Below are 25193 nucleotides of genomic sequence, written 5' to 3' on the forward strand. Positions count from 1 at the left end.
GCGCCCATTCGTATCATGGGTGACAGAAACGGGGGAGTGGAATGGACCAGGCGGAGATTACCCAGCTGCTGGGTGTCGAAAATGGCGAGCTGACGGCCGAGCAGGAACTGGCCATGGAGCAGGTGTACCAGCACCTGCGAACCATCGCCCATGGTCAGCGCCTGAAAGTCAGCGGCAACCGCATCGATACCACCGCACTGGTCAACGAGGCCTGGCTGAAGTCGCAGCGGGCAAAGAACGGCTTCAACGACCGTGACCATTTCTTCGCCTACTGCGCCCTGGCCATGCGCCACATCCTGTTCGACCAGGCTCGTCGCAATCGCCTGATCACCTATGTCGATGATGACAGCGCACTTGACCGGATGCCCGTCTACCAGCAGTCGGAGACCATGCTCGAACTGGAGCGGCAGCTGGAAAAGCTGCGCGAATTTGAGCCGCGGCTGGAGCAGGTGTTCACCTGCAAGTTTTTCGGCGATATGCCGTTCGACGCCATCGCCCGCGTGCTGGGCCTGAGCGAGCGCACCGTGTTTCGTGACTGGCAGAAGGCCCGGACCATGCTCGCGGTGGCCATGGGCGAATGAGCGGCGTCGAAGACCGCTGGCGGCAGATTGCCGACGCATTCGACCGGGATGACTCACTCGACCCGGACGCCTGGCTGGAATCCCAGGGGCTGGGTTTCCGGCCGCTGGGTGATCGGGTCGCCGATGATACGCCGGAACTGGTCCAGCACGCCTTTCTGCCCAACGAGTCGCTGGAAGACATTGAGCTGTCGAAGTACCGGATCCTGAAGCAGCTGGACGAGGGCGGCCAGGGCCAGGTCTACCTGGCAGAGCGCTCGGACGGCATCTACCAGCAGTCCGTTGTCATCAAGTTCCTGCCGCGGCGTTTCGCCGGCCAGGCCATGCGCGAGCGGTTCTTCCGCGAAATGCAGTTCCTGGCCGACCTGCGCCACCCGGGCATCGTCCCCATCATCGATGCCGGGCTGACGGAAGGAGGCCAGCCCTGGCTGGTGCTGGAGTACATCGACGGCCCGCATATCGATCGCTTTTGCCATGAGTCATGCCTGGATGCCGAAAGCGTAGTGCGCCTGTTCACGCGCCTGTGTGATGCGCTGGATTTCATCCACCTGCGCGGTGTGGTCCACATGGACCTGAAGCCGGCCAATGTCCTGGTGCGCGAAGCCAACGGTGTGGCCTACCCGGTCATCATTGATTTTGGCGTTTCGTCGCGCCAGGTGGATTCCGATGCCGACACGGCAAAGGCACGCTTCGGCACCCCGGGTTACGCAGCCCCGGAACAGGCGGAGGGTGAAGCCGCTGATGCGCGTGCCGACCTTTACGCAGTGGGCATGATGCTGGCGCGCTCCATGCCGGGTTGCAACGACCTTGAGCTGACCGGGATCGGCGCCCGCCAGCGCGAGCAACGACTCAGGCACAAGGGCGTGCCACCAGATCTTGTCCAGGTCATCCAGGCCTGTACCCGTCATCGACCGGAAAGCCGCTACGCTGACGCGGCGGCCCTGCGATTCGACCTGAACAACTGGCTGCAGGGGCTGCCGCTGGTCGCGAACCGACAGCGTCCGTTGCATGTGCTGGGCAAAGCGGTGCGCCGTCACCCATTGTTTTCCACGGCAGCGTTGCTGGCAGGGGTGCTCCTGGTCGGTGGCATCGGGCGTTACACCGCAGACATCCAGGAACTGCAACAGTTAACCCAGGCCGAGAAGAACGCCGGCGACGAGTTCTACAACTTCGTCCTGACCGATCTGTTCGACCGCCTGGTCAGGATCGGTCGTGTTGATGCGCTGGAGCTGGTCGCCAGTCGTGGCGTAGATCATTTGTCCGGCCAGGATCCGAGAATCTTCGACGACCATACCCGTTTGCAGACGGCACTGGCTTACAGGAACAGCGGCCGGGTGTTCGACCAGCTCGAATCAAGTGAGCAGGCCCTGCTCGCCTATGACCAGGCAGAAGCCAACCTGGCCAATCTGGCCGACAAGCCGGGATTCCACGAGGAATACCTGCGAACCCTGGCGTCGATCGACGTCCTGCGGGCGGAAACCCTGGCGACCGAGGGCCAGGGCGAGAAGACCGAGCAAAGCCTGCGGCGCGCGCTCTCACTCACAGGCCAGCTAGCCGACACGGGTACGGACGAGGCTCGGCGACTGGCCTGGGAGGCGCACCTGTTACTGGGCTGGCATTACATGGAGTACGATCAGCCCGAAAAGGCCGATACCGAAATTCGGTCCTCCACCGCGACCGCCGCGTCCGCGCTGGCCGGCGCCGGCTCCGAATCCGGTGCCGCGAATCGATGGCGGTTGCGCTTGTCCCACACCCACCAGGCCATGGCCTGGCACCATTTCGACTACGGCGCGCCGGAAGACGCCATGACGTCCATCGAACAGGCACTGGTCCTGGCCCGGGAGACCGTCGACGCGACAGGTGAGGACATCGAATTCCTCAGTAACTACCGGATATTGCTGAACCAGAAGGCGTTTTTCCTGCTGGATGGCGGTGACCTCGGGCAAGCACAGTCGACCACCGACGAAGCCATCGCCGCCGGCGAGCGACTGGCGTTGATGGCGCCGGAGAACCTCGAATACCGACGTGAATTCGCCTATTCACTAACGACCGGTGGCGAAATCGCCGAGGCGATGGGCGACGACGAGCGCGCGCTGGCACTGTACCGGCGCGGGCTCGAAGGCTCGCGAGACATCGCCGCCCGCGATTCCGGCGGCTATTCCTCCGCCAACGACCTCGCCATCGACCTGACCAGCGTGGCCAATGTGCTCTCGCGGCTCGGCCACCAGCAGGAGAGCCAGGTCATGTGGCGCGAGGCCGTCGAGTTGATGCGGCCCGTCCAGCAGGCTGAACCGGACAACAAGTACTACGTCTATTCCCTGGCCATTCCACTGATCCAACTGGGCCAGTACGACGAGGCCGCGCCCCTGGTCGCCACGCTGCGCGACACCGGTATGGAAGACGAGACCCTCCAGGCCCTGCTGGACCAGCACGGCCTGCGCTGAACCCGCCGCCGGGCGAACCCATCATCCAGTGTCAGTTTTTTCGCCGCTCGCCCGTTAGACCCGTTAAGCAACCCAGATGATGGGTCACGACGAGCGAAATGGGAGGGAATCACGGTGAACAGCAAGAGCACGTTGAAGGTCGTAGGAGCCGGGTTAGCCGGTGTCATAATTGGTGCGTCCGGTGTCGCGAATGCGGCGAACCTGGAAGCCGAATCCGTTTATCCGCAGGTGCTGTTTGACGATACCAATCACACCGGAAACGAATGGGCGATTGTGGGTCTGGACGCGATATTCGCGATACAGGACCTGGGTCGGGCAACGACTATTCTGAGTGCCGACCCTTCTGAGGGATCTGTCGGTATTGGCTACTTTGCCGATTCAAACGCGGGCAGCAGCGTGGCGGTTGGCTATAACGCCGAAACGCAGGGCAGCTTCAGTACCGCGTTGGGGTTCAACGCGTTAACGACCGAGTGGTCGGCCACGGCACTGGGACGTGACGCCGTCGCCGGGGGGTCATCCAGCGTTGCGTTGGGTGAGGGTGCCACAACAGCGGGCTTGCAAAATTTCGCGGCGGGATACGGTGCATATGCGGTGGGCGAACGCTCTGTCGTGCTTGGATGGCAAGCGACGGCAGAAGGTGATGATAGTCTCGTGTTGGGTCGCAACGCGACCACGTCCGCAAGTGCGGGTTCCAGCTCCGCCGTTGGCCACGGAGCCGGTGCCTACGGGGTGCAAAGCCTGGCCGTTGGAAGTTATGCGAGGAGTGACGGGATTTACAGCACGGCAGTCGGGCGCATGGCACGCACCCAGGGTGCCGATAGCGTTGCAGTCGGTCGCGACGCCGATACCGCACTTGCAGCAGCAAGTGGCGTTGCCGTAGGTCCACACTCTGTCGTTTCGAAGACTGCCGGTGTCGCTCTCGGCTATGCCGCGGGAGCATTCGAGCAGCACAGCACCGCGATTGGCCCGTACGCCATGGCGACAGAACCCTGGAGCCTTGTGCTGGGATCCATTGCCGGTTCCAACGGCGCCCCAAATTACACAGATGTTGCGATAGGAACCACGATGCCGCTGGCACCGCTGCACGTGCAGCGCGACGACGGCACGGCCAACGTGCTGGTGGTCGAGAACAGCGTGGACCAGGGGCCGCGCACGCTGTTCGAGATCGAAAACAACGGCAATCCGGAGTTCCGCATGACCAACACGGCCATGGGCAACTCCTGGGTGTTCAGCGCCGGGCTGCGGTTCGTGGTCAAGAACAACCAGGGTGACTGGGTGATGCGGGTGACCGACACCGGTAACCTGGAAATCGGGGGCACGTTGCTGGAGATGTCGGACCGCGAGCAGAAGCACGCCATCGTGCCGCTGGACGGCGATGTGGTGCTGGCGAAGCTGGCACAGGTGCCGATCACCGAATGGGCCTACCGCGACGAGTCGGCCGACCAGCGCCACATTGGCCCGATGGCGCAGGATTTTTACGCCGCCTTTGGCCTGGCCAGTGGCGAGAAGGCCATCTCCGCGCGCGACATGGCCGGCGTGAACATGGCGGCCGTGCAGGCGCTGGTGGCGCGTAACGCGGAGCTTGAGGAACGCATCGCGCGGCTGGAAAAGCTGGCTCAGCAATTGCTGGAGCCGGCGTCTCTGCAGGTCGCCCAGGGCGACTGACCCCGCAATTGGGGAGAGGGGGCGGCGAAAGCCGCCCTTTTCTTTGCCCGGCCGACGCTATGGGGCCCAAATCGGCTAAAATTCGCGTTCTACACAGGAGATACCGGAATGGGCAGAGACCGCACCGAGGTCATCGGCGCGCGCGGCGGATTCATGGGGTTCGTCGACCGCGTACGTTTCAAGGAAATTTACCGCCAGGCCTTCGGCCTGCTGCTGATCGCGGTCTGCGCGGCGTTCGCCGAGCCGGGTCACGAGCGCGTGATCTGGGGCCTGGGCATCGCCACCTTTGGCCAGCTGTTCCGTACCTTCGCGGCCGGCACCATCTTCAAGAACAAGCGCCTGGCCAGCACCGGCGCTTACTCACTGGTCCGGCATCCGCTCTACCTGGGAAACCTGTTGATCCTTATTGGCTTCTGCCTCGCGGCCGCCAACCTGTGGGTGATCGCCGTCATCGTCGCCTTCTGGGTGATCTGGTACCCCGCGGCCATCCGCTACGAGGACGCCAAGCTGGAGCGCATCTTCGGCGATGACTGGCGCCAGTGGAGCACCGGTACCTGGGCCGTCATCCCCAAGCGCCTGAACATCGGCAAGCTGACCGACACCAGCTGGAGCGCGCACCAGTCGCTGATTCGTAACGGCGAGCTCTACATCACCGTCTACCTGGTCGCCTGCGCGATCTGGCTGTGGCACAACGCCCACACCCTGGCCTGAGGGTAACGTCATGGAGCTTATCCACATCCCGATGTCCCCGGGCGAGCTGCTCGACAAGATCACCATCCTGGAAATCAAATCCGAACGCATGGACGACCCGGCCAAGCTGGCCAACGTGCGCACGGAGCTGGACCTGCTGAACGCCACCTGGCGCGACGCGGTCAATGCCGATGACACGGTCACCCGCCTGCACGCCGAGTTAAAGTCGATCAACGAGGCCTTGTGGGAAATCGAGGACGATATCCGCGACAAGGAGCGGGCGAAGGAATTCGACGACCGCTTCATCGAACTGGCCCGCGCCGTCTACGTCACCAACGACAAGCGTGCCGCCGCCAAGAAGGAACTCAACACCTACCTGGGCTCCACCATCGTCGAGGAAAAGTCCTACCAGGATTACACCTAGGGCTAGGCCGTGAGTGCCATTCGCCTGCACACCACGACAGCCCGGGTGCTCTTCGGCTTGCTGTTACTGGCAATGTCAGGCTGCGTCCGGCATCCCATCTGGGAGGCGCCGGAAGAGGCTAGGGTCTGGTTTGACGGCGAATGGATTGTCTACGAAGGCCCCCTGTCCGAGGAAGCCAATGGTGAAGCGCTGGCGCTGTTTGACCAGCACCCTGGTGCCGGCCTGAGAATCATCAGCGGCGGGGGTCCGATCACGGCAGGAATGGACCTGGGTCAGTGGATCCTGGTCCGCGGGTTGACGGTCTACGTGGACCAGTACTGCTACTCGTCCTGCGCCAATTACATTTTCCCCGCCGGCCGCCAACGTCGCCTGGCGCCAGGCGCAGAGCTCGGCTGGCATGGCGGTACCCTGCAATGGGACAGCGCGGAAGCCATGTGTGAGTCGTTCAAGCCGGAAGAGGGTGCCGACAGCGCCGATTATGACGACTGCGTTACCCGGGCGAACGGCGAGCGCGAACGCGAGGTGCGGTTCTTCGAGCTGGCTGGCGTGGAACAGCGGATCACCATTCTTGGCTTCGCCGATGGCGCCGGCTACCCCAGCCGAAAAACGGACACTGCCTGGACCTACTCCCTGGACGACATGGCCCGCCTGGGCATGACCGACATCCAGGTCGACGGCAACGGCACCTGGGAACCCGTCGACCCGCCCGGCCGCGTCACCATGTGCCGCATGTCCCTCGACAACATGCGCTGCCTCCAAATCCCCTGACCGTCACGCGTCACGCGTCACGCGTAACGCGTAACGCGTAACGCGTCACCCTTGACAGCACGCGGCTGAATTAGCATATTGCCGCGTTCGATACCTTGGGTGTTCCCATGGCCGCCCGGCCAGGGGAATGAAACGGGAAGATGGTGCGTCAGGGTGCGCGAATCGCGTGTCATGACAAGGCCGTCACTGCCCCCGCAACGGTAAGCGAAGGCTGGGTCATTGCAGCCACTGTGCCACTGGGTGAACGCCCGGGCATGGGAAGGCGACCCGGCGCAGGCATGAATCATGCCCTTCGCGAGTCCGGAGACCGGCCCCGGGTGAATCTCAATGTGCCATCGCGGTGGGCGGGGCGTGTGAGTCGCGCTGCCGCAGCCTGGATTTGCCGACGACCACTCCCGGACCCGAGTAGGCCCCGATGCGTTCGGGTGCGAACGCCGGAGTGTAAACATGTATCCCAACCTGAATTGCGTGCGGGCGGCCTGCCTGCTGTCCGGTTTCTTTGTGCTTGGCGCCCAGGCGCAGGTCAACGAGCCCGATGACGAGGCACCTTTGGACCTGGGCGAGACCGTGGTCACCGCGGCGTTGACGCCGCTGGCGGTCAACGATGTCGCCGCGTCCGTCACCATCATCACGCGCGAGCAGATTGAGCAGAAGCAGGCGCGCTACCTTTCCGACCTGCTGCGCGATGTGCCAGGGTTTGCGGTCAGCCAGTCCGGCGGCCCGGGCGCCCTGACACAGGTGCGCGTGCGCGGCACGGAGGCCAACCAGTTGCTGGTGCTGATCGATGGGATCCGCGCCAACGACCCGGCCGGTGCGGACGAGTTCCAGTTTGCCTATGCACTGACCGATGACATCGAGCGCATCGAGATCGTTCGTGGCCCGCAGAGCGCCACCTGGGGCTCGGACGCCGTGGGTGCCGTGGTCAACATCATCCGGCGCAGGGACCGCACCGGTAGCTGGGTCAATGGCCGCGCCGAGGGCGGCTCGTTTGGCACCGTCGACCTGGCGGCCAGCGGCGGCTTCAGCGCGGGCGCGACCCGGGTCACGGCCGGCGTGTCCCACTACGACACCGATGGCACCAACATTTCCCGCCAGGGCGACGAGAAGGATGGCAGCACCAACACCACCGCTGACCTGGGCGTGGACGTCGGGCTGGGGCAGGGCTGGGCCCTGCGTTTCACCGGCCGCCACGTGGAGGCCGAGAACGAGTTTGATGGCACGGACTTCGTGGTCACCGGCCTGCCCATCGATGGCGACCAGTACACCGAGGCCGAGCGTAACTATCTCTCCGGCGAGGCACGTTTCGAGCCGGCCGACAGCCGCTGGTCCGGCAACGCGTTCGTCGGCTGGACCGATACCGACAACCAGAACTACGCGTTTGGCGCCTGGGACAGCGCCACGGGCGCCGAGGTGCTGGAGGCGCGGCTGCGTGGCAGCGTCCTGCTCGACGGCGCCGCCGATGACCAGCAGCACCGCCTGAGTGCCGGTATCGACCGCATCGACTCGGATTTCAGCCAGCGTGGCATCGACTATGGCTTCGGCAACCCCAACCAGGACCAGTCAACCGACCAGACCGGCTACCAGCTTGAATACATCGGCCAGCTGTTCGAGGGCTTCACCTGGACCGCGTCCGGCCGCTACGACGACTTCAGCGACTGGGACGCCATCACCACGTGGAAAGTAGCCGCCAGCCACCAGGTGACCGATATCGTGCGTGCTCGCGGCTCGGTGGGCACCGGCTTCAAGGCGCCGACGTTCACGGAGCGCTTTGGCTTCTACCCGGACCAGTTCATCGGCAACCCCGGCCTGGTGCCGGAAGAGTCGACCGGATGGGAAGTGGGCCTGGAAGCGCGCTGGCTCGACGGCGACCTGGGCCTGGACGTGGCCTGGTTTGACCAGGTGCTGGAGAACGAGATCGACGGTTTCGTCTTCGACCCGGATACCTTCCTGTACACCGCCGCCAACCGCGATGCCGACAGTGATCGCTCCGGGCTCGAGGTGGTGTTTGACGCCGCGCCGCTCGAATCGCTGCTGCTGGACCTGCACTACACCTACCTGGACGCCAGCGAGGACCTCCCCGGCGGCGGCACCCAACGTGAGGTCCGCCGACCCCGTCACCAGGCCGGCCTGACCGCCAACTGGGCCTTTGGCGACGGCCGCGGCAACCTGAACCTCGACATCGATTACACCGGTGAGCAGTACGACGTGTTCTACGATCCCGCGACCTTCGTCTCCAGCCAGGTCAAGCTGGATGCCTACACGGTGGTCGACCTGGCCGCCTCCTGGCGGCTGACCCGGTCGCTGGAACTGATCGGCCGTGTCGACAACCTGGGTGACGAAGATTACGAGGAAGTCTATGGCTACACCCGCCCCGGGCGTGCGTTCTACGGCGGCCTGCGCGGGCGTTTCGATTTCTGACGACCATACCGGCTGATCCCCGCACGGCTGGCTTGACCGCCAGCCGGCGGGGTGGTGAACTGCACGCCATATCCATCGTTCCGGAGATTCACCCGTGAGCCGCCAAAGTTTCCTGCATCCCATTGTCGTTTCGCTGTTGGCCCTGTCGCTGTTCGCATGCGATGGCCCTGCCGGTGACACGGAACAAGCCTCAACTGGAGAACTCGCTGCGGTCGATACCGCGACGCCACCCGTAGATGCTTCAGAAACGTTAACCGGGACGGCCGAGCCAGCCGGCACCGGTTCGTTGCTCGAGAAGGAGATCATCGTGCTGCCGGCAGACCAGACCGGCCTGGACTGGCTGGACTCCGCGGAGGCCTGGGGTGGCCTGGATGAGGCCCCGTCGCTGGGCGTGCCTTACCTGCTGTTCACGGCGGTGGGCGAGCGCTGGGAGACGATGTCCAACGAAATGACGGTGCAACGCAAGAAGCAGATCTTCTATCGCTTCATGCTGCCATTGGTCCTGCACGCCAACAAGATGGTTCGTGAGCGCCGCGCCCGTGTCCTGGACCTCCAGGCCGGCCTGGCCGACGGGCGTTCACTGACGCCGGAGGATATCGAGTTCCTGCGTCAGGGACTGGTTGAGTTGCGTATTGCCGGAGACGATGACGTCGCCGATTTGTCAATCAGTACACCGGAACTCGGTGCTTGGCTGGATCAAGTGCTGGTTCGGCTGGATGAAATCCCTGCCGGACTGGCCCTGGGCCAGGCAGCCTATGAGAGTGGTTACGGCACTTCGCGCTTCGCCATCCAGGGCAACGCCCTGTTCGGTCAATGGACCTACGGCGGGGAAGGGATCAAGCCCGAGGAGCAACGCACGTCGCTGGGAGACCACCGCATCGCCTCGTTTGAATGGCCGTTCGACAGCGTCCGCGGCTACTTCATGAACCTGATGTCACACCCGTCCTACGCCGATTTCCGTCGCCTGCGAGCCCAGCAACGCGCCGCCGGCGAGCCGCTGGACTCGCTGGTGCTGGCCGATGGCCTGCTGAAGTACTCCGAGCGTGGCCAGGCCTACGTTGACGACCTGAAGGGCATCATCAGCCACAACGGCCTGGACGAGGCCGACGATGTCGAATTGCGTGACGAACCCATGCACTTCGTGGTCGTGGCCGACGACCAGGCGGCGGTCGCCGACATCGAGACCGAGCTCGACCAGATGCGCGAAAGCGGTGAGCTGGTCACGATCTACGAGCGCATGCGGCTGGACTGATTTCGTCGCGTGTTGGTTGACTTAACGGTCGCCCAGCGTTTCCAGTTCGCCGGCGTTTTCCAGGGCCTCCATGCGGATAAAGGCCTGCTCCCAGCGCACGCTGTAGCTCTGCTCGCCGTCATGAAAGATGCGGTCGATCTGCCCGTGCGTCAGGCGTTCGAACCGGCGGCATTCGCTCGGGTCGACCGTGAGCGCCCCGAGATAGCGGTCATGGAGTGTCGTGGCGAGGTTAAAACTGGCTTCCAGGCTGCCCAATTGCAGGCCGTCACGCGCCCACTGGTAGGCATCCTTCGGCGTGATGGCGGCGAGTAACGCCTTTTCGTTGGATTGAAACGAACTCAGACAACCTTTTGCCCACGTTCTGCCCATCAATTCACGCTGCCAGCGTTCTCTTGTTTCACTGTCAGGTTCGGGATGGTCCAGAATGCGCTCGATGTGACGCCCCGTGTGCCTTTCGGGTTCAGTGCTGCCTGCGATCATCAGGCCGGCGGCATGACGGCATGCGTTCACGACTGCGTCGTCTTCGGTGTCGACGCCAACGCGACATGCTTCGACCAGCACCCATGTCGGAAAGCTCATGGAAAGTACGGAGTGGGTCAGTAATTCCAGCCAGGCCGCGGCCCCGCTCATGTCACCGACCCCTTTCGGCATGGGCGGGAATGGGTTGGCGTGCAGGTATTTCTCCAGTGCCGTCTGCAACTTGGCCAGTTGCGCGAGCGGGTGGGCGTCAAAGCGGTCGGACGAAGAAAGGCTGAGCAACCGCTCGCGGACTCCTGGGTTGTTGAGCCAGTTTATGGGGTCTTGCGCGCGGTGGCGCTGCAGGTCCAGCACGATGACCGCGCCGTTGCCAGGTTCGGCGTCCGCCAGTATGTCAATCATCCGTTCTGACAGGCAGCTCTCGCCGCAGATCTTTGCCGCCACCCACGTGGCGTCGTTGGTCATTCCGGGGGTTTCGGCCAGGGCGCGGATGTCCCGGCCGTGCGGCAGCGTTCCCAGTGGGACGCCCCCAGCGTGCTCGACGATGGCGAGCATGTAAAGGCCCATCACGCGCAATGAAGGGTCACCACTGGTCGCCAGTTCCGCAGTGAAGCCCGCGTCCCATTGCTCATAGGCGAGTTCGAAGGCCTGCTCGACCTCGGTCCACTCGCTGGCATCGAGTTCGGAGAGGTGGGGCGGCTGGCCCGGGTCGGCCTGCGGAGCGCTTGCCACAACGGTAAGCAGTAACGCGGCGATACACGCCGTCGACATATGTTTCATCATCCTGATCCCCCTGATCATGGGCTTACGTTAGCAATACGCGGGCGACTTGAGTAGGGCAGGAAGTCACGTTAACTCAGGTGCTTATGCTAGATTGTCGGTGCATTAATTCGACGTGGAGTTCATCGATGGCTCGAACCGACAGACCCGGTAGCCGGTCGCAGGTTTTTCGCAGTGCCGTGGACAGCTGGTACTACATCGTGACCTTTGGCGCGCCACTGCTGGTCATCGTCATTGCTTACCTGGAGGCCGGTTTCCGGTCGTTCGGCGAGGCGCTGGTCGTGCTGGGTGTTGTGCTCATCGCGGCGCTGATTCCGCTGTGGTTGTTGCTGAGCACGCGATACACGGTGCAGGGCGACGAGTTGCGGGTGCGCTCCGGGCCGGTGTCGAAAACCATCGCCATCAGCGGGATCCGTTCCGTGGAGCCCAGCCGTTCAATCCTTTCCGCGCCAGCGCTGTCGTTGAAGCGGCTGAAGGTGGCCTATGACGGCGGCCAGGTGCTCGTTTCCCCGGCCGATCGCGATGGGTTCATACGTGCGATCGGGTTTGGTCCGGAGGGGCGCGCATGAGACTCGACGCGTGACGCGTGACGCGTGACGCGTGACAGGTGACGCGGTTGGGCGTCATTAAATGGTCACGGGGCCTTCATCGGGCTGAAACACGACCTCCCTAGACTTTCGTAAAACACAGGGAGGTAAGACCATGAATTCATTGGTCACGCTCGATACGAAGATCCGTAGCCGCACGGTATTCATCTCTGATGTGCACCTGGGCTTTCCAGGTTGCAGTGCGGAATTCCTCTGTGACTTCCTGGACAAGGTGGAGTGCGAGACGCTCTACCTGGTCGGGGATATCTTTGATTTCTGGTACATGAAGCGGCGGCGCTATTGGCCCAAGGCGCACGGCGAAGTCGTGCACCGGCTGATGAAGAAGGCCCGCCACGGCACCCGGGTGGTGTTCGTGCCCGGCAACCATGACGAAGTCTGCCGTGCCTATGACGGCATGGACATGGGTTGCATCGAGATCCATGACCGCATCATTCACGAGACGGCTGACGGCCGGAAGATGCTGGTGCTGCATGGTGACCAGTTCGACAGCGTGGTGCGCTGCTCGCCATGGCTGGCCAAGATTGGCTGCGTGGCCTACGGCGCCCTGCTGCAGCTGAACATCCTGCTGAACGGCATGCGCCGGGTCTTCGGGATGGGCTACTGGTCGCTTGCGGCGTTCCTGAAGAACAAGGTCAAGAACGCGGTGAAGTACATCTCCAGCTTCGAAGAAGCCGTGGTTCGCGCGGCATCCGAGGACGGCGTCGATGGCGTGGTCTGCGGTCATATCCACCGCGCCGAGATCACCCAGGTGAACGACATCCTGTACATGAACTGCGGTGACTGGGTGGAAAGCTGCACGGCGCTGGTGGAAAAGCACGACGGCAGCATCGAGTTGCTGCAGTGGCGCGACCGCGCCGAGCGCCTGAAAGTGCATGCCGCCGACCCGGTCGAGGCCGGCGACGACATGGTCGGGGACCTGGCTGCATGAGCAAACGCAAGACCCCGGACCCGCGCATCCGCTCGGTCGCCCTGGTCACTGACGCCTGGGCGCCGCAGGTCAATGGCGTGGTCACCACCATGCGCAATACCAGCGAGCGGATCCGCCGTCGCGGCCTGGACCTGACCCTGGTCACGCCGGACCAGTTCCGTTCCATCCCGTGCCCGGGCTACAAGGAAATCCGCCTGGCGCTGAAGCCGTATTCGAAAGTCGCCAGGATGCTGGACGAGGGACAGCCGGACGTCATCCACATTGCCACGGAAGGCCCCCTGGGGATGGCCGCGCGCCGGTACTGCCTGAAGAACAACCTGCCATTTGCGACCTCGTTCCACACCCGTTTTCCCGAGTACATCCGCCTGCGGGCACCCATCCCGGTGGACTGGAGCTATGGGTTCCTGCGCCGTTTCCACGCGCCGGCGCGCAAGACCCTGGTGCGGACCAGGACGCAGAAAAAGGAGCTGGGCGAACGCGGTTTCGAGCACATGAAAGTGTGGCCCGGCGCGGTGGACACTGACCTGTTCAAGCCACGGGGCAAGGAAGCGCTGAGCCTGCCAAGGCCGATTTCCATGTTCATGGGTCGCGTGGCCGTGGAGAAGGGCATACCGGACTTTCTTGGCCTGGACCTGCCCGGCACCAAGGTGGTGGTCGGCGGTGGACCGGACCTGGACAAGCTGAAGGAGACCTATCCGGACACCGTGTTCACGGGGCCCAAATACGGCGAGGAACTCGCCGGCCTGCTCTCGGCCGCCGACGTGTTCGTGTTTCCCAGCCGCACCGATACCTTCGGCCTGGTGATGCTGGAGGCGATGGCCTGCGGCGTGCCGGTGGCGGCGTTTCCCGTACCGGGCCCGCAGGACGTGGTGATCAATGGTTCCACGGGTGCCCTGGATGATGACCTGGAGGCCGCCTTCCACCGCGCACTGCGGCTGGACCCGGATGCCTGCATCGAGTTTGCGCTGGACAACAACTGGGACCGGTCGACCGATCGATTCCTCTCCCAGCAGACGCCCATCGGCAGCGAAGACCAGGCGGAAACCAGCAAGGATGAGGCGGTCAACGCCGACCTGACGGCCAGTCCCCGGGCCTAGTGCCCGGCCTGGCGACCGACCCTAGAGACCGACCGCTTCGTCGAGCTTTTCCACCACGGCGTCCACGTCGACCAGGTCCATGACCCCGGGCTCTTCGATACGCGTTCCCCAGCGCAGGCCTTCCGGCGTGCTGTCGCGGAACTGTTGGGCGGCCTCGGTGAAGCGGTCGACGGTCAGGTCGAGCGAGTTGTAAGGCCCGCTGCGTCGCGACCATGTGGCCGCGTACAGGCCGATGACCGGGGTGCCCAGCGCCGAGGCGATATGCGCCGGGCCGGAGTCCGGCGTCATGACCACGCTGGCGCGCTCCAGCAGGCCCATGGACTGGGTCAGCGTGTCCTTGCCGACCAGGTCGATGACCTCGCTGCGCATCTCGTCATGGATGGCGGCGGCCATTTCCCGTTCCAGGTCGCTTGGGCCACCGCTCAGAACCACGCGCATGCCCAGGCTGCGCGCGGCGTAGTCGGCAACGGTGGCATAACGCGGCACCGACCAGTTGCGCAGCGTGTGGCTGGAGCAGGGGCTGATCACCAGGGTGTGCTGGTCGCCGGGCAGTTGCTTTTCCGCCCAGGCGCGGTCGGTGTCCGAGACCGGCAGGTCCCAGCGCGGCGTGGCCACGTCGATCCCCAGCGCGCGTGGAAACTCCAGGAAGCCCTGCACCTGGTGCTGGAACGGCACCGCGGCGACCGTGTGGTTGATAAACCAGCTATGCCGGTCGCGGGCGCGTGGCTTGTCCCAGCCCAGCCGGACCGGCGCCTTGACCAGCCGGCTGAGCAGGTTCGCGCGCATCGCCACCTGCATGTGCAGCAGCACATCGAAGCGACGGCCGTGAAGCCGCTCACGCAGTTGCCGTACCGCGCCCCAGCCACCGCGCTTGTCGAACACGATGAACTCGACATCGTCCAGGTTCTGCAGCAATTTATGTTCGAGCTTGCCGATGATCCAGGTGATCTTCGTAGACGGCCAGTGGTCCCGCAACGCACGCACGACCGGGACGGTATGGGTCACATCGCCCAGCGCGGACAGGCGCAGAATACAGATGTTGTCCGGGGGGGCGTCCAAACGCACAATAGGCGCAGGCTTATCGACCATGAATCCATCCGTCAGCACGCAAGAATCACGGGTCATTGTATATGACCGGGACGCGCTGCCCCCGCCGGGGCCGGCGCTGTTCGACGTGGACGCGTGGCGGGCGGAAGGCGCGCTGGATGGCGCCGCGCCGGGTCGTGGCACCGCCTTTTTTATCGACGCGCCGTTTGGCCGCGTGGTCTTACGGCGCTATTTCCGCGGTGGCTGGGCGGCGAAGCTCAGCCGCGACCGCTACGTCTACCTGGGCCTGAAGGCCAGCCGGCCGTTCCGCGAATTCGAACTGCTGCGGCGAATGAACGCCGACGGACTGCGTGTGCCGGAACCGCTGGCCGCGCAGGTCCGGCGCCATGGCCTGCTGTACAGCGGCGCGCTGATGACGCGCCGTATTCCGCGCTCGCGGGCCTGGCCCGACCGCTTCGCCGACCCGGACCTGGACTGGCGCCGCGTGGGCGCCGGCCTGCGCGAGTTCCACGATGCCGGTGTCGACCACGCCGACATGAACGCCCGTAACATCCTGTTCCGAGATGGCGAGAGTGCGCCATGGCTGATCGACTTCGACCGCTGCAGCTACCGCCCCGGCCACGCCGTGGACGGCGGCCGCAACCTGGCCCGCCTGCGCCGCTCGCTGGACAAACTGTGGGTGGGCGACGAGGCGCGCCTGGACCGGCTCTGGAGCGCCCTGCTGTCGGGGTATTCCTCGTGAACGGGCTGAACGCCAGCTATATCGACTCGGCGCGACTTCGCCTGGTGCCGGCCACGGCCGACATCACCCGCGCCGACCTGGACGGCCCCGAAGCGCTGGCCCGCCGGTTGGGGCTGGACGTGCCCGCCGAATGGCCGCCTGAACTCTATTCCCGGCACGCGCTGCAGTTGACGCTGGCATTGCTGGCCGACGCATCGCACCATGGCTGGACCAACTGGTACCTGGCCACGCGTGGCGGGCAGGGCGTATCGACCCTGGCCGGCGTCTGCGGTTTCAAGGGCCGCCCGGATGGCGCCGGCTCGGTGGAAATTACCTACTCACTGCTGCCCGCGTTCCAGGGTCAGGGCCTGGCCTCCGAGGCTGTGAGCCGCCTGGTTGAATGGGCCTTCAGTCACCCGCGTGTCAACGAGGTCAGCGCCGAGACCTTCCCCCATCTCAGGCGATCCATCGCCGTGCTCCGCCGCAATGGATTCATGCCAGCGGGAAAAGGCTCCGAGTACGGTGTTGTTCGCTACGTTATTTCCCGCAGCAATCTTGCGTGACGCGTGACGCGTGACGCGTGACACGTCACCCGTAACCCGTAACCCGTGACCAATGCCACATTGATAGCAAACGCGCGTGACATACAATATGATATCAATATGTACTTAATCGTACGAAGGGAGGAAAACTCATGATTGAAGAACGCATTCGCAAGTGCGCGTCGGGCTTCCTGGCGTTGGCGGTGCTGCCGGTGCTGAACATCGTTTTCGGCTACCTGTTTGTGAAAGCCGCGCAGGACGAGAACATCACCATGGTGTTTGTTGCCATTGTGGCGACGGTCATTGTGCTCATCTGCTACAAGGGCTTTTTCATGGTGGCGCCAAACCAGTCCAAGGTGCTGCAGCTGTTTGGTACCTACGTGGGCAGCGTCCATGAAACGGGGCTTCGCTGGGCCAACCCGTTCTACTCCAAGGAGACGGTTTCGCTGCGGGTCCGGAACTTCGAGAGCGAGATGCTCAAGGTCAATGACTCGTCGGGTAACCCGATCGAGATTGCTGCCGTCGTGGTTTGGCGGGTGGTGGATTCGGCCGAGGCTGTTTTCGAGGTCGATGATTACGTCAACTACGTCCATATCCAGTCGGAGGCGGCGTTGCGCAACCTGGCGGTTGCCCATCCCTACGAGTCACATGATGACGAGGTGATTGCCCTGCGCAGCGACCCGCAGGACATCGCGGACAAGCTCAAGGACGAAGTGCAGGATCGCCTGGGCAAGGCGGGCGTCGAGGTCATCGAGGCACGCATTTCGCACCTGGCCTACGCGCAGGAGATCGCCAGCGCGATGCTCAAGCGCCAGCAGGCCCAGGCCGTGGTGGCGGCGCGCAGGCAGATCGTCGATGGCGCTGTCGGCATGGTGCAGATGGCGCTGGCCGACCTGGAGGCGCACAACGTCGTCAACCTGGACGAGGAGCGCAAGGCGGCCATGGTCAGCAACCTGCTGGTGGTGCTGTGCGGCGAGGAAAACGCCCGACCGGTGGTGAACGCGGGCTCGCTCTACAACTGACGGATTCGGCATGCCGGCGAAGAAGTCATTCCCGCTCAGGGTCAACGAGGACATCTACGACGCACTGCGGCGCTGGTCGGAAGACGAGTTGCGCAGCGTTAACGCGCAGATCGAATACGTCCTGCGTGAGGCCCTGCGCAAATCCGGGCGGCTGCACAAGCCGCCCGGATCATCCGTTCGCGAGGATTGAGCAAAGTTTAACCACTGTTCATCTGGACAACGGGCGGCAGGTGATGGAAGCTTGGGGCATGAATTGTCCTGTCCGGTTTATTCAACATGAGCACTGAATCCGGCGCCGGCGTGCCCCGCCACGGGACTGGAGAGTGGCAGGCGCTGGACCACCGCCATTACCTGCACCCGTTCACCGACCACCACGACCTGGGCCAGCGAGGCGTCCGCGTCATCGAGTGCGCCGACGGCGTGTATATCTACGATTCCGAGGGGCATCGCATACTCGACGGCATGTCGGGGCTGTGGTGCGTGAACCTGGGCTACGGCCGCCAGGACCTGGTCGACGCGGCAGCGGCGCAGATGCGCGAACTGCCGTATTACAACAGTTTTTTCCAGACCGCCCACCCGCCCGCGATTGAGCTGTCGCGCGTGCTGGGCGAGGTCGCGCCGGAGGGCTTCGACAAGGTCTTCTACACGGGCTCCGGCTCGGAGGCGAATGACACCGTCATCAAGATGGTGCGGCGCTACTGGGACCTGGTGGAGCAGCCGCAGCGGCGCGTGTTCATCAGCCGGCGCAATGCCTACCATGGCAGCACCGTGGCGGCCGCGACCCTGGGTGGCATGGCCCCGATGCACGACCAGCTGGGGCCGATGGTCAATTTCATCGAGCATATCGACCAGCCCTATCACTTTGGCCTGGGCGCGGGCATGGACCCGGACGAGTTTGGCCTGCGGCAGGCACGCCTGCTGGCCGAGAAGATCGAGGAAACCGGCCCGGAGAACGTCGCCGCGTTTATCGCCGAGCCGGTGCAGGGCGCCGGTGGCGTCATCATCCCGCCGGACAGCTACTGGCCGGAAATCCAGCGAATCTGCCGCGAGTTCGATGTCTTGCTGGTGGCCGACGAGGTCATTTGCGGCTTCGGCCGGCTGGGCGAGTGGTTCGGATCCCAGCGCCTGGGCATCGAGCCCGACTTAATGCCGTTCGCCAAGGGCGTGACCAGCGGCTACCTGCCCCTGGGCGGCGTGCTGGTCGGCCAGCGCGTCGGCGCGGTGCTGGGGCAACAGGGCGGCGAGTTCGCCCATGGCTTTACCTATTCCGGTCATCCGGCCGCCTGCGCGGTGGCCCTGGCGAACATCCGCGCGCTGCGTGACGAGGGTGTGATTGAGCGGGTCCGCGATGACGTTGGCCCCTGGTTTTCCGAGCGCTTTGCCACGCTGGCGGACCATCCGCTGGTGGGCCAGGCGCGCAGCATCGGGCTGGTGGGTGCGATTGAGCTGGTCCGTGACAAGGACAGCCTGGCGCGGTTCGACAAGGACCTGGGCGTGGGTGGCCGCTGTCGCGATGCCTGTTTCGCCCAGGGCCTGGTCATGCGGGCGGTCGGCGATTCGATGATCGTGGCGCCGCCGCTGGTAATGACCCGGGAGCAGGTCGGCGAACTGGTCGACAAGGCCTGGCGCAGCCTGGATATCACGGCGTCGTCGCTGGGTGTGACGGGTGGGGCCTAGGCCGTTGTCATCGCCACGGCCGCTGGTGGGCGTGGTCGCCGACCGCCGCATGGTCGGGCCGCATCCGTTCCACATGGCCGGCGAGAAATACCTGGCGGCGCTGGTGGATGGCGCCGGGGTCGACCCGGTGGTGTTGCCTTCGTTTGGCGAGGGGTTCGAGGTCGCGGGCCTGCTGGAACGGCTGGACGGCCTGTTGCTGACCGGCAGTCCGTCGAACGTGGCGCCGGCGCGATACGACGGGCCATCATCGGCGCCTGGCACGCTGCACGACCCCGAAAGGGATGTGGCCGCGTTCGACCTGGTGCCGGCGGCGCTGAAGATGGGGCTGCCGCTGCTGGCCATCTGTCGTGGCTTCCAGGAACTGAACGTGGCCATGGGTGGCAGCCTGCACCAGGCCGTGCATGAGCGCCCCGGCGCGCTGGTCCACCACGAGGATTACGACGCGCCGGTGGAGGTGCAGTATGGCCCGGCGCACGAGGTCAGTTTCGTCGAGGGCGGCTTGCTGCGGGAACTGACGGGCCAGGCCACGGCAACGGTCAATTCGCTGCATTCTCAGGGGGTCGACCGGCTGGGACAGGGCCTGCGCGTGGAGGCGCTGGCGCCGGACGGCCTGGTCGAGGCCTTCGTGGTGGCCGATGCACCCGGCTTCACACTGGGCGTACAATGGCATCCGGAGTGGAAAGTCACGGCGAGCACCGTGTCGATGGCCCTGTTTGGGGCTTTCGGCGACGCGTGCAGGGCTTTCTCCGAACAGGTTCACAAAGGGTAGCTGGCCGGCTCGGGCCAGTGAAACGGACACTATGAACTGGATTCAACGCAGGGGTTACGTTTCCAAGACACCATTCTCCGACGGGGTGCTGGGCCTGTTCGATGGCCTGGACAGCGCCCTGTGGTGCTACGGCTTTGCCACCATCCTCTTTGCCGGGTCGATGACGGCCTACCTGCCGGTGGCGGTCATGGCGATCCTGGTGGGCTGGGGGCTGTTGGCGATCTTCGTTGCCCTCACCAGCGGCCTGAACGTGCACGTCACCAATATCGACGAGCAGGCCGTGGTCATCCTGGCCGGGTTGGGTGTGAGCCTGGTGGCGGCCAAGGGCGGTGCCGGGCCGGAATCGCTGGCGACCCTGCTGGCGCTGACGTCCGTTTCTGCCGTACTGGTGGCGGTGGGTTTCCTGGTCGCGGGGCGGTTTCGGGCCGCGCGGGTGCTGGAGTTACTGCCGTTCCCCGTCATCTGCGGCTTCATGGCCGGCGTGGCCTGGCTGCTGGTCAATGCGGCCGTGCTGGTGACCGTGGACGTGCCGATTTCTTCCGCCCTGCCGGAAAAGCTCGCCGTGGGCGAGGACCTGGCCAAGTTGCTGGCGGCCCTGGGCTGCGGCGTGTTCCTGTCGGTGTTCGTTGGCCGCGTGCGGCGCGTCTGGGCGTTCCCGGCCGCAGCGCTGCTGATCTTCATCGGCTTCTACGCGGTCACGCGCTGGCTGGGCATGGACCAGCAGGCCCTGCTGGCTGGCGGCTGGCTGTTTGATGTGTCCGGCAACGGCAGCAGCGTCATGGAAACGCTTGCCGGCCTGTCGTTCTCGGATATCGACTTCGGCTTTATCCTGGGTTCGCTGCCTGAACTGCTGACCATCGTGTTCCTGGCGCTGCTGAGCGCGTCGATGTCGCTGACCGCGCTGTCGTCTTCGCAGAAGGTCGATGTCGACGGTTCCGCCGAAATCGAGGGCCAGGGCCTGGGTAACCTGCTCTGTGCCGTGGTGGCCTGCCCGCCGGGGTATACCGATGTCGCCGGCTCGTCAATCTATGCGCGCTTTGGCGTTTCCAGCCGCTGGGTCGGCCTGGTCTCCGGCATCGTCTGCCTGCTGATCGCCGCGTTCGGCGGCCAGCTGATCAGCTACCTGCCCAAGGTGCTGGTGGGCGCGACCATTTTCCTGTTTGCCTACCAGCTGGCCTACGAGTGGCTGTTCCAGCGTATCCGCGGCTTCCAGCCGGTGGATTTCCTGGTGGTATGCATCATCCTGGCCATGGTGATCTTTGTCGGCTTCATGGTCGGCATTGTCACCGGCATCGTGCTGACGCTGGTGCTGTTCGTGCTGCGCTACAGCATGATCAGCGCCATTCACGGCCGTTATACGCTGCGCGAATACCGCAGCTCGGTGGAGCGGCCGCCGTCGGTCAACCTGGCGCTGGACCGGGTCGGTCGCGGTTCGCTGGTGTACACGCTGCGCGGTTTCCTGTTCTTTGGCACCGCCAACCATGTGTTCCAGCGTATCAAGGAAGACCTGGCGGATGAGAACGAGGAACACCTGGCCGTGCTGCTCGATTTCAAGCGGGTCACGGGCATCGATATCTCTGCATTGAATACCTTTGTCCAGGTCAGGCAGTTCTGCGAGGATCGCGGCATCCAGTTGCTGTACTCCGATGTACCGATGGCCAGCCAGTTCCAGATCTCCTCGCTGAACGCGGTGAGCCTGGAGGAAGACAGCCCGTTGTTCTTCGAGGACATGGATTACGCCGTCGAATACATCGAGGAACTGGTGCTGCGCCATGCCGACCCCAGCGCCATCCGCATGACGGTACGTGAACAGCTCGAGCAGATCCTGGAGTCCGAGGACCGCATCGAGCTGATCATGCACGCGCTGCAGCGGGTGGAGTGCGCCGAGGGCGATTCCCTGTTCGCACAGGGCGACCGGGATAATGGCTTCTACATCCTGGAAAGCGGCGCGCTGTCGGCGTATATCGACCAGCACGGCGCCCAGCACCGGGTGAAGAAGTTCGGGCCGGGTTCGCTGATCGGCGAGCTGTCGATGTTCATTCCGGGCAAGCGGCGCACCGCGACGGTCACCGCCGACGCGCCCTCGGTGCTGTATTTCATGTCTTCCGAGGTGCTCAGCGCGGCGGACCTGCGGGACTCGCGGCTGGCGGCCGCGGTCAACGAGCTTATTGCCCGGGCGCTGGGCATGCGCATCGACTACATGAACCAGCGCCTGATGCTGGAACTGGACTGACCGGGTTGCTGTTCCGCGCGTTCAAATACACCATCTACCTGCTGCTGGCGATCAACATCGTCCTGTTCTTCCAGGAGGACTACCTGGCGGCGCGCGAAACCTTCGGTTCCAACATTGGCTGGGGCAATTTCGTCGAGGCGTTCTCGGCGACCATCGACACGGCCGCGTGGGTGGTGCTGCTGTTGCTGTTCGAACTGGAGACCGCGGTCATTTCCGATGAGCGCCTGCGCGGCGGCCTGAAATGGCTGCTGATGGCCGTTCGATCCATCTGTTACGTGTTTATCGGCTGGGCGTTCTGGGGCTACCTGGGCAAGCTGGGGCTGGTCAGTGGCCACGAGCCCTTTGTCATCGCCAATGTCTGCGAGCTGGTCGGCACCGGTTTTACCTGGCTGTCCGACCTGGACGAGTACCTGCCGATTGACGCGGCAGCCTGCGCGGCGCTGTCGGGCAGCGATCTGGTTAGGATCAATGGCACCCAGATTATTGGCACACCCGATGCCGCGGCGGCAGCCGTGCGCCTGGCCTGGGTCGATGTGATCAACGCGGGCGACTGGATCATCATCGTACTGATGCTGGAAGTGGAGGTGCTGCTGCAACTGCGCGGCCGCCTGACCGAGGCATTGATGCGGGCGTCCAAGCTGGTCAAGGGCGTGCTCTACGCCATCCTGTTCGCCGCGGCGGCCTACTGGGGGGTGCTGGGGGACTTCCTGGACTTCTGGGATGCCTTCCTGTGGCTGGTCGCCTTCATCTTTATCGAGATGAATATCTTCAAGTGGCAGGCCGAGACCGCCGAGGAGGCCGAACCCGGCCTCCCCGTCGAAGCATCGTCTTAACCTTCTTATAAGGCCTTACTTCAGCTGCGTCCACAGGTGGGTGTACACCAGCGCCAGCCGGTAGGCCAGCTGGTCATTGGTGCTGGAGCCGCCATGGCCGCCTTCCAGGTTCTCGTAGTACCAGATCTCCTGGCCCATGTCCTGCATCTTCGCCGCCATCTTGCGGGCATGGCCGGGATGCACGCGGTCGTCACGGGTGGAGGTGTAGAACAGCGTGGCCGGGTAATCGACGTCGGCCTCCAGGTTCTGGTACGGCGAGTATTTTGAGATGTAGGCCCATTCTTCCGGCTTGTCCGGGTCGCCAAACTCGGCCATCCAGCTCGCCCCTGCCAGCAGCTTGTGATAGCGCTTCATGTCCAGCAGCGGCACGCCGCAGATCACCGCGCCGTACTTGCCGGGGTTGCGGGTCATCAGGGCGCCAACCAGCAGTCCGCCGTTGGAGCGGCCCTCGATGCCCAGGTGTTCGGGGGCGGTGATGCCGCGCTCAAACAGGTCGTCGGCGATGGCCTCGAAGTCCTCGAAGGCCTTTTCGCGGTTCTGTTTCAGCGCCGCCGCGTGCCAGGCCGGGCCAAACTCGCCGCCACCGCGGATGTTGGCCAGCACGAACACACCGCCGCGCTCCAGCCACATCTTGCCGTAGGCGCCGTACAGGTTCTCGTACGAGCCGGAGTAGGACGGCGTCAGCGCGTTGCGGAAGCCGCCGTAGGAGAAGATATGGGTCGGGTTGCTGCCGTCCAGCTCGATGTCTTTCGCCGCCACCACGAAGTAGGGTACGCGGGTGCCGTCGGCGGAGGTGGCGAAATACTGCTCGGTGCGGAACAGGTCACCGTCGAAGGTCGGCTCCTGCTGCGCCACGGACTGCGGTTGCCAGGCGCCGGCCGCGGCGTAGTACAGCGTTGGTGGCGTGGTGAACGACTCGTAGCGGGCGAAGAAGTTGCCGGTCTCGCTGTCGCTGGTGACGATTTCCAGCGCGCCGTCATCGGGGAAGGGCTCGAGCTTGCGCTGCCACTGGCCCTCGGGGCCCGGCGTGAGCCGGTAGATCTTGCCGCGCACGTTGTCGAGCACGGTGACCAGGATGTCGTTGTCGTTGATGGTGATGCCCTCAACGACGGTGGTGTCGTCCGGCGCGACCAGTACCTCGATGTCACCGGTGCCGCCCGGGACCAGCGCACCGGTATCGGCAATCAGCGAGGCACCCTGCGGCAGCGTTTCGCCGTTGCGCTCCCAGTCTTCCTGCAGGCGGATGACCAGCCGGCCCTGGAACAGGCCGCCGACCTGCGCGCTGGCGGGCAGGTCCAGCCTGACCAGGCCGTCGTCGCCCAGGATGCGGTACTCACCGGTCCAGAACGTGCGGCCTTCGCGCACCAGGTCAACGTCGCCGGCCGGCGAGCGCAGGCGGGTGCCGAAGGCGGAGACCGAATCGGCGTTGCCCTCGTACAGCGTTTCCGCCTGCTCCAGCGGCGTGCCGCGCTGCCAGCGCTTGACGATGCGCGGGTAGCCGGACGAGGTCATCGAGCCCTCACCGAAATCGGTGGACACGAACAGCGTGTCCTGGTCGATCCAGCTGGCGCCGCCCTTGGACAGCGGCAGGGTGAAACCGTCGGCCTTGAAGGTCTTGCTGACCGCGTTGAACTCGCGGGTGACGATGGCGTCGCCGCCACCGGGTGACAGCCGCGCCAGGCAGAACTCGGGCTGTTTCGGCAGGCAGTCCAGGCCCTTGTAGACCCATTTCTCACCCTCGGCTTCGCTGAGCGCGTCGATGTCGATGACGGTCTCCCAGGCCGGGTTGTCGCTGGAGAACTCGTCCAGCGTGGTGCGCCGCAGCACGCCGCGCGGGTTGTCCGGCCCGCGCCAGAAGTTGTAGATCTTCTCGCCCTTCTGCTCGATGGCCGGCAGACGCGATTCAGAGTTTAGTGCCGCCAGGGCCTCGGCCTGCAGTTCGGTGAACAGCGGGCTGGTCTCCAGCCGCTCCGCGGTGTCCGCGTTCTCGGCGCGAACCCAGTCGAGGGCCTTCGGGTCATCGACGCCCTCGAGCCACAGCCAGGGGTCGTCCTGGGCATGGGACTGCGGTGCGATGGAGAGACTGGCGGCGAGGGCGATCGACAGGGTCGTGATCGTGTTGTGCATGTTGTTTTCCCGGTATTCGTGGTGCCCGGTGGGCCGGGCGAACGCCGCATTATATCGTCACGACTGCGTTACCATGGCCTCCAGGAAGTCACG

22 protein-coding genes, 1 pseudogene and 1 riboswitch are annotated in these 25193 nt (G+C 64.6%); of the genes and pseudogenes, 20 read left to right on the forward strand and 3 right to left on the reverse strand.

Features of this window, described 5'->3' with window-relative positions; all coding sequences use genetic code 11:
• Positions 1–41: 41 nt before the first annotated feature.
• The 9 genes and pseudogenes from F3N42_RS13235 (at position 42) to F3N42_RS13270 (ending at position 10239) form a co-directional block, all read left to right on the forward strand.
• A complete protein-coding gene (locus tag F3N42_RS13235) occupies positions 42–581 on the forward strand; it encodes an ECF-type sigma factor (protein WP_150864961.1) in 540 nt (179 codons plus the stop codon).
• Positions 578–3022, forward strand: a complete 2445-nt coding sequence (locus F3N42_RS13240) for a serine/threonine-protein kinase (protein ID WP_150864962.1) — start codon at positions 578–580, stop codon at positions 3020–3022. Before F3N42_RS13235 ends, F3N42_RS13240 begins: the two co-directional genes overlap by 4 nt.
• 396 nt (positions 3023–3418) lie before the next feature.
• A pseudogene (locus F3N42_RS15925) lies at positions 3419–3988 on the forward strand (hypothetical protein); the annotation flags it as partial.
• 99 nt (positions 3989–4087) lie between these two features.
• Positions 4088–4687 carry a tail fiber domain-containing protein gene (locus F3N42_RS15805; protein ID WP_224784937.1) on the forward strand — a complete coding sequence of 200 codons (600 nt, stop codon included), beginning with the start codon at positions 4088–4090 and terminating at the stop codon, positions 4685–4687.
• Between the two features lie 108 nt (positions 4688–4795).
• Complete coding sequence (locus F3N42_RS13250) at positions 4796–5398, forward strand: methyltransferase family protein (protein WP_150864964.1); 603 nt, start codon at positions 4796–4798, stop codon at positions 5396–5398.
• 10 nt (positions 5399–5408) lie between these two features.
• Positions 5409–5801, forward strand: a complete 393-nt coding sequence (locus F3N42_RS13255) for a DUF6165 family protein (protein WP_150864965.1) — start codon at positions 5409–5411, stop codon at positions 5799–5801.
• Between the two features lie 9 nt (positions 5802–5810).
• Entirely contained in the window at positions 5811–6569 is a 759-nt protein-coding gene (locus F3N42_RS13260; protein ID WP_150864966.1) for a hypothetical protein, read from the forward strand.
• 80 nt (positions 6570–6649) lie between these two features.
• A riboswitch (cobalamin riboswitch) is annotated at positions 6650–6899 on the forward strand.
• 117 nt (positions 6900–7016) lie between these two features.
• Complete coding sequence (locus tag F3N42_RS13265) at positions 7017–8987, forward strand: TonB-dependent receptor plug domain-containing protein (RefSeq protein WP_150864967.1); 1971 nt, start codon at positions 7017–7019, stop codon at positions 8985–8987.
• A 94-nt stretch (positions 8988–9081) separates the two neighbouring features.
• On the forward strand, positions 9082–10239 hold the full coding sequence (locus F3N42_RS13270) for a glucosaminidase domain-containing protein (protein WP_150864968.1): 1158 nt from the start codon (positions 9082–9084) through the stop codon (positions 10237–10239).
• A 21-nt stretch (positions 10240–10260) separates the two neighbouring features.
• On the opposite strand, the gene F3N42_RS13275 is transcribed toward F3N42_RS13270, so the two are convergent.
• A complete protein-coding gene (locus F3N42_RS13275; RefSeq protein WP_191621415.1) occupies positions 10261–11517 on the reverse strand; it encodes a hypothetical protein in 1257 nt (418 codons plus the stop codon).
• Positions 11518–11624: 107 nt separating this feature from the next.
• Here F3N42_RS13275 and F3N42_RS13280 point away from each other — a divergent pair, with 107 nt between their 5' ends.
• The 3 genes from F3N42_RS13280 to F3N42_RS13290 all read left to right on the forward strand — a co-directional run bounded on the left by F3N42_RS13280 (position 11625) and on the right by F3N42_RS13290 (position 14129).
• Positions 11625–12065 carry a PH domain-containing protein gene (locus F3N42_RS13280; protein ID WP_191621416.1) on the forward strand — a complete coding sequence of 147 codons (441 nt, stop codon included), beginning with the start codon at positions 11625–11627 and terminating at the stop codon, positions 12063–12065.
• Positions 12066–12198: 133 nt separating this feature from the next.
• Entirely contained in the window at positions 12199–13032 is an 834-nt protein-coding gene (locus F3N42_RS13285) for a UDP-2,3-diacylglucosamine diphosphatase (RefSeq protein WP_150864971.1), read from the forward strand.
• Positions 13029–14129: a glycosyltransferase family 4 protein gene (locus F3N42_RS13290; protein ID WP_150864972.1), complete on the forward strand. Its 1101-nt coding sequence runs from the start codon at positions 13029–13031 to the stop codon at positions 14127–14129. Before F3N42_RS13285 ends, F3N42_RS13290 begins: the two co-directional genes overlap by 4 nt.
• Positions 14130–14150: 21 nt before the next feature.
• Here the strand turns inward: F3N42_RS13290 and F3N42_RS13295 are convergent, their stop codons facing one another.
• The gene (locus F3N42_RS13295) at positions 14151–15218 is read right to left on the reverse strand and encodes a glycosyltransferase family 9 protein (RefSeq protein WP_150864973.1); all 1068 of its coding nucleotides are present in this window, start codon (positions 15216–15218) and stop codon (positions 14151–14153) included.
• Between F3N42_RS13295 and F3N42_RS13300 the strand changes: the two genes are divergently transcribed.
• The 8 genes from F3N42_RS13300 (at position 15217) to F3N42_RS13335 (ending at position 22973) form a co-directional block, all read left to right on the forward strand.
• Positions 15217–15918 (forward strand): 3-deoxy-D-manno-octulosonic acid kinase, encoded by a 702-nt coding sequence (locus F3N42_RS13300; RefSeq protein ID WP_191621417.1) that lies wholly within the window; start codon positions 15217–15219, stop codon positions 15916–15918. The two genes, F3N42_RS13295 and F3N42_RS13300, sit on opposite strands and share 2 nt — an antisense overlap.
• A complete protein-coding gene (locus tag F3N42_RS13305; RefSeq protein WP_191621418.1) occupies positions 15915–16460 on the forward strand; it encodes a GNAT family N-acetyltransferase in 546 nt (181 codons plus the stop codon). The genes F3N42_RS13300 and F3N42_RS13305 overlap by 4 nt, the downstream gene beginning before the upstream one ends.
• A 131-nt stretch (positions 16461–16591) precedes the next feature.
• Entirely contained in the window at positions 16592–17461 is an 870-nt protein-coding gene (locus F3N42_RS13310; RefSeq protein ID WP_150864976.1) for an SPFH domain-containing protein, read from the forward strand.
• Positions 17462–17471: 10 nt separating this feature from the next.
• Complete coding sequence (locus F3N42_RS13315; protein WP_150864977.1) at positions 17472–17651, forward strand: TA system antitoxin ParD family protein; 180 nt, start codon at positions 17472–17474, stop codon at positions 17649–17651.
• Positions 17652–17737: 86 nt separating this feature from the next.
• Entirely contained in the window at positions 17738–19138 is a 1401-nt protein-coding gene (locus F3N42_RS13320; RefSeq protein ID WP_150864978.1) for an aspartate aminotransferase family protein, read from the forward strand.
• Between the two features lie 4 nt (positions 19139–19142).
• Positions 19143–19907, forward strand: a complete 765-nt coding sequence (locus F3N42_RS13325; RefSeq protein ID WP_224784930.1) for a gamma-glutamyl-gamma-aminobutyrate hydrolase family protein — start codon at positions 19143–19145, stop codon at positions 19905–19907.
• Between the two features lie 31 nt (positions 19908–19938).
• Positions 19939–22140 carry a SulP family inorganic anion transporter gene (locus tag F3N42_RS13330; protein WP_191621419.1) on the forward strand — a complete coding sequence of 734 codons (2202 nt, stop codon included), beginning with the start codon at positions 19939–19941 and terminating at the stop codon, positions 22138–22140.
• 5 nt (positions 22141–22145) lie between these two features.
• On the forward strand, positions 22146–22973 hold the full coding sequence (locus F3N42_RS13335) for a hypothetical protein (RefSeq protein ID WP_224784932.1): 828 nt from the start codon (positions 22146–22148) through the stop codon (positions 22971–22973).
• Between the two features lie 15 nt (positions 22974–22988).
• Here the strand turns inward: F3N42_RS13335 and F3N42_RS13340 are convergent, their stop codons facing one another.
• Positions 22989–25100: a prolyl oligopeptidase family serine peptidase gene (locus F3N42_RS13340; protein WP_150864982.1), complete on the reverse strand. Its 2112-nt coding sequence runs from the start codon at positions 25098–25100 to the stop codon at positions 22989–22991.
• Positions 25101–25193: the final 93 nt, after the last annotated feature.

The organism is Marinihelvus fidelis (assembly GCF_008725655.1).
Classification (GTDB): domain Bacteria; phylum Pseudomonadota; class Gammaproteobacteria; order Xanthomonadales; family SZUA-36; genus Marinihelvus; species Marinihelvus fidelis.

Excerpts from the sequence above, each read along its gene's own strand:
- F3N42_RS13255 (WP_150864965.1), top strand. The coding sequence starts at position 5,409 with ATGGAGCTTATCCACATCCCGATGTCCCCGGGCGAGCTGCTCGACAAG.
- F3N42_RS15805 (WP_224784937.1), top strand. The coding sequence starts at position 4,088 with ATGCCGCTGGCACCGCTGCACGTGCAGCGCGACGACGGCACGGCCAAC.
- F3N42_RS13290 (WP_150864972.1), top strand. The coding sequence starts at position 13,029 with ATGAGCAAACGCAAGACCCCGGACCCGCGCATCCGCTCGGTCGCCCTG.
- F3N42_RS13240 (WP_150864962.1), top strand. The coding sequence starts at position 578 with ATGAGCGGCGTCGAAGACCGCTGGCGGCAGATTGCCGACGCATTCGAC.
- F3N42_RS13280 (WP_191621416.1), top strand. The coding sequence starts at position 11,625 with ATGGCTCGAACCGACAGACCCGGTAGCCGGTCGCAGGTTTTTCGCAGT.
- F3N42_RS13285 (WP_150864971.1), top strand. The coding sequence starts at position 12,199 with ATGAATTCATTGGTCACGCTCGATACGAAGATCCGTAGCCGCACGGTA.
- F3N42_RS13340 (WP_150864982.1), bottom strand. The coding sequence starts at position 25,100 with ATGCACAACACGATCACGACCCTGTCGATCGCCCTCGCCGCCAGTCTC.
- F3N42_RS13265 (WP_150864967.1), top strand. The coding sequence starts at position 7,017 with ATGTATCCCAACCTGAATTGCGTGCGGGCGGCCTGCCTGCTGTCCGGT.
- F3N42_RS13315 (WP_150864977.1), top strand. The coding sequence starts at position 17,472 with ATGCCGGCGAAGAAGTCATTCCCGCTCAGGGTCAACGAGGACATCTAC.
- F3N42_RS13295 (WP_150864973.1), bottom strand. The coding sequence starts at position 15,218 with ATGGTCGATAAGCCTGCGCCTATTGTGCGTTTGGACGCCCCCCCGGAC.
- F3N42_RS13250 (WP_150864964.1), top strand. The coding sequence starts at position 4,796 with ATGGGCAGAGACCGCACCGAGGTCATCGGCGCGCGCGGCGGATTCATG.
- F3N42_RS13235 (WP_150864961.1), top strand. The coding sequence starts at position 42 with ATGGACCAGGCGGAGATTACCCAGCTGCTGGGTGTCGAAAATGGCGAG.
- F3N42_RS13275 (WP_191621415.1), bottom strand. The coding sequence starts at position 11,517 with ATGATCAGGGGGATCAGGATGATGAAACATATGTCGACGGCGTGTATC.
- F3N42_RS13310 (WP_150864976.1), top strand. The coding sequence starts at position 16,592 with ATGATTGAAGAACGCATTCGCAAGTGCGCGTCGGGCTTCCTGGCGTTG.
- F3N42_RS13320 (WP_150864978.1), top strand. The coding sequence starts at position 17,738 with ATGAGCACTGAATCCGGCGCCGGCGTGCCCCGCCACGGGACTGGAGAG.
- F3N42_RS13300 (WP_191621417.1), top strand. The coding sequence starts at position 15,217 with ATGAATCCATCCGTCAGCACGCAAGAATCACGGGTCATTGTATATGAC.
- F3N42_RS13330 (WP_191621419.1), top strand. The coding sequence starts at position 19,939 with ATGAACTGGATTCAACGCAGGGGTTACGTTTCCAAGACACCATTCTCC.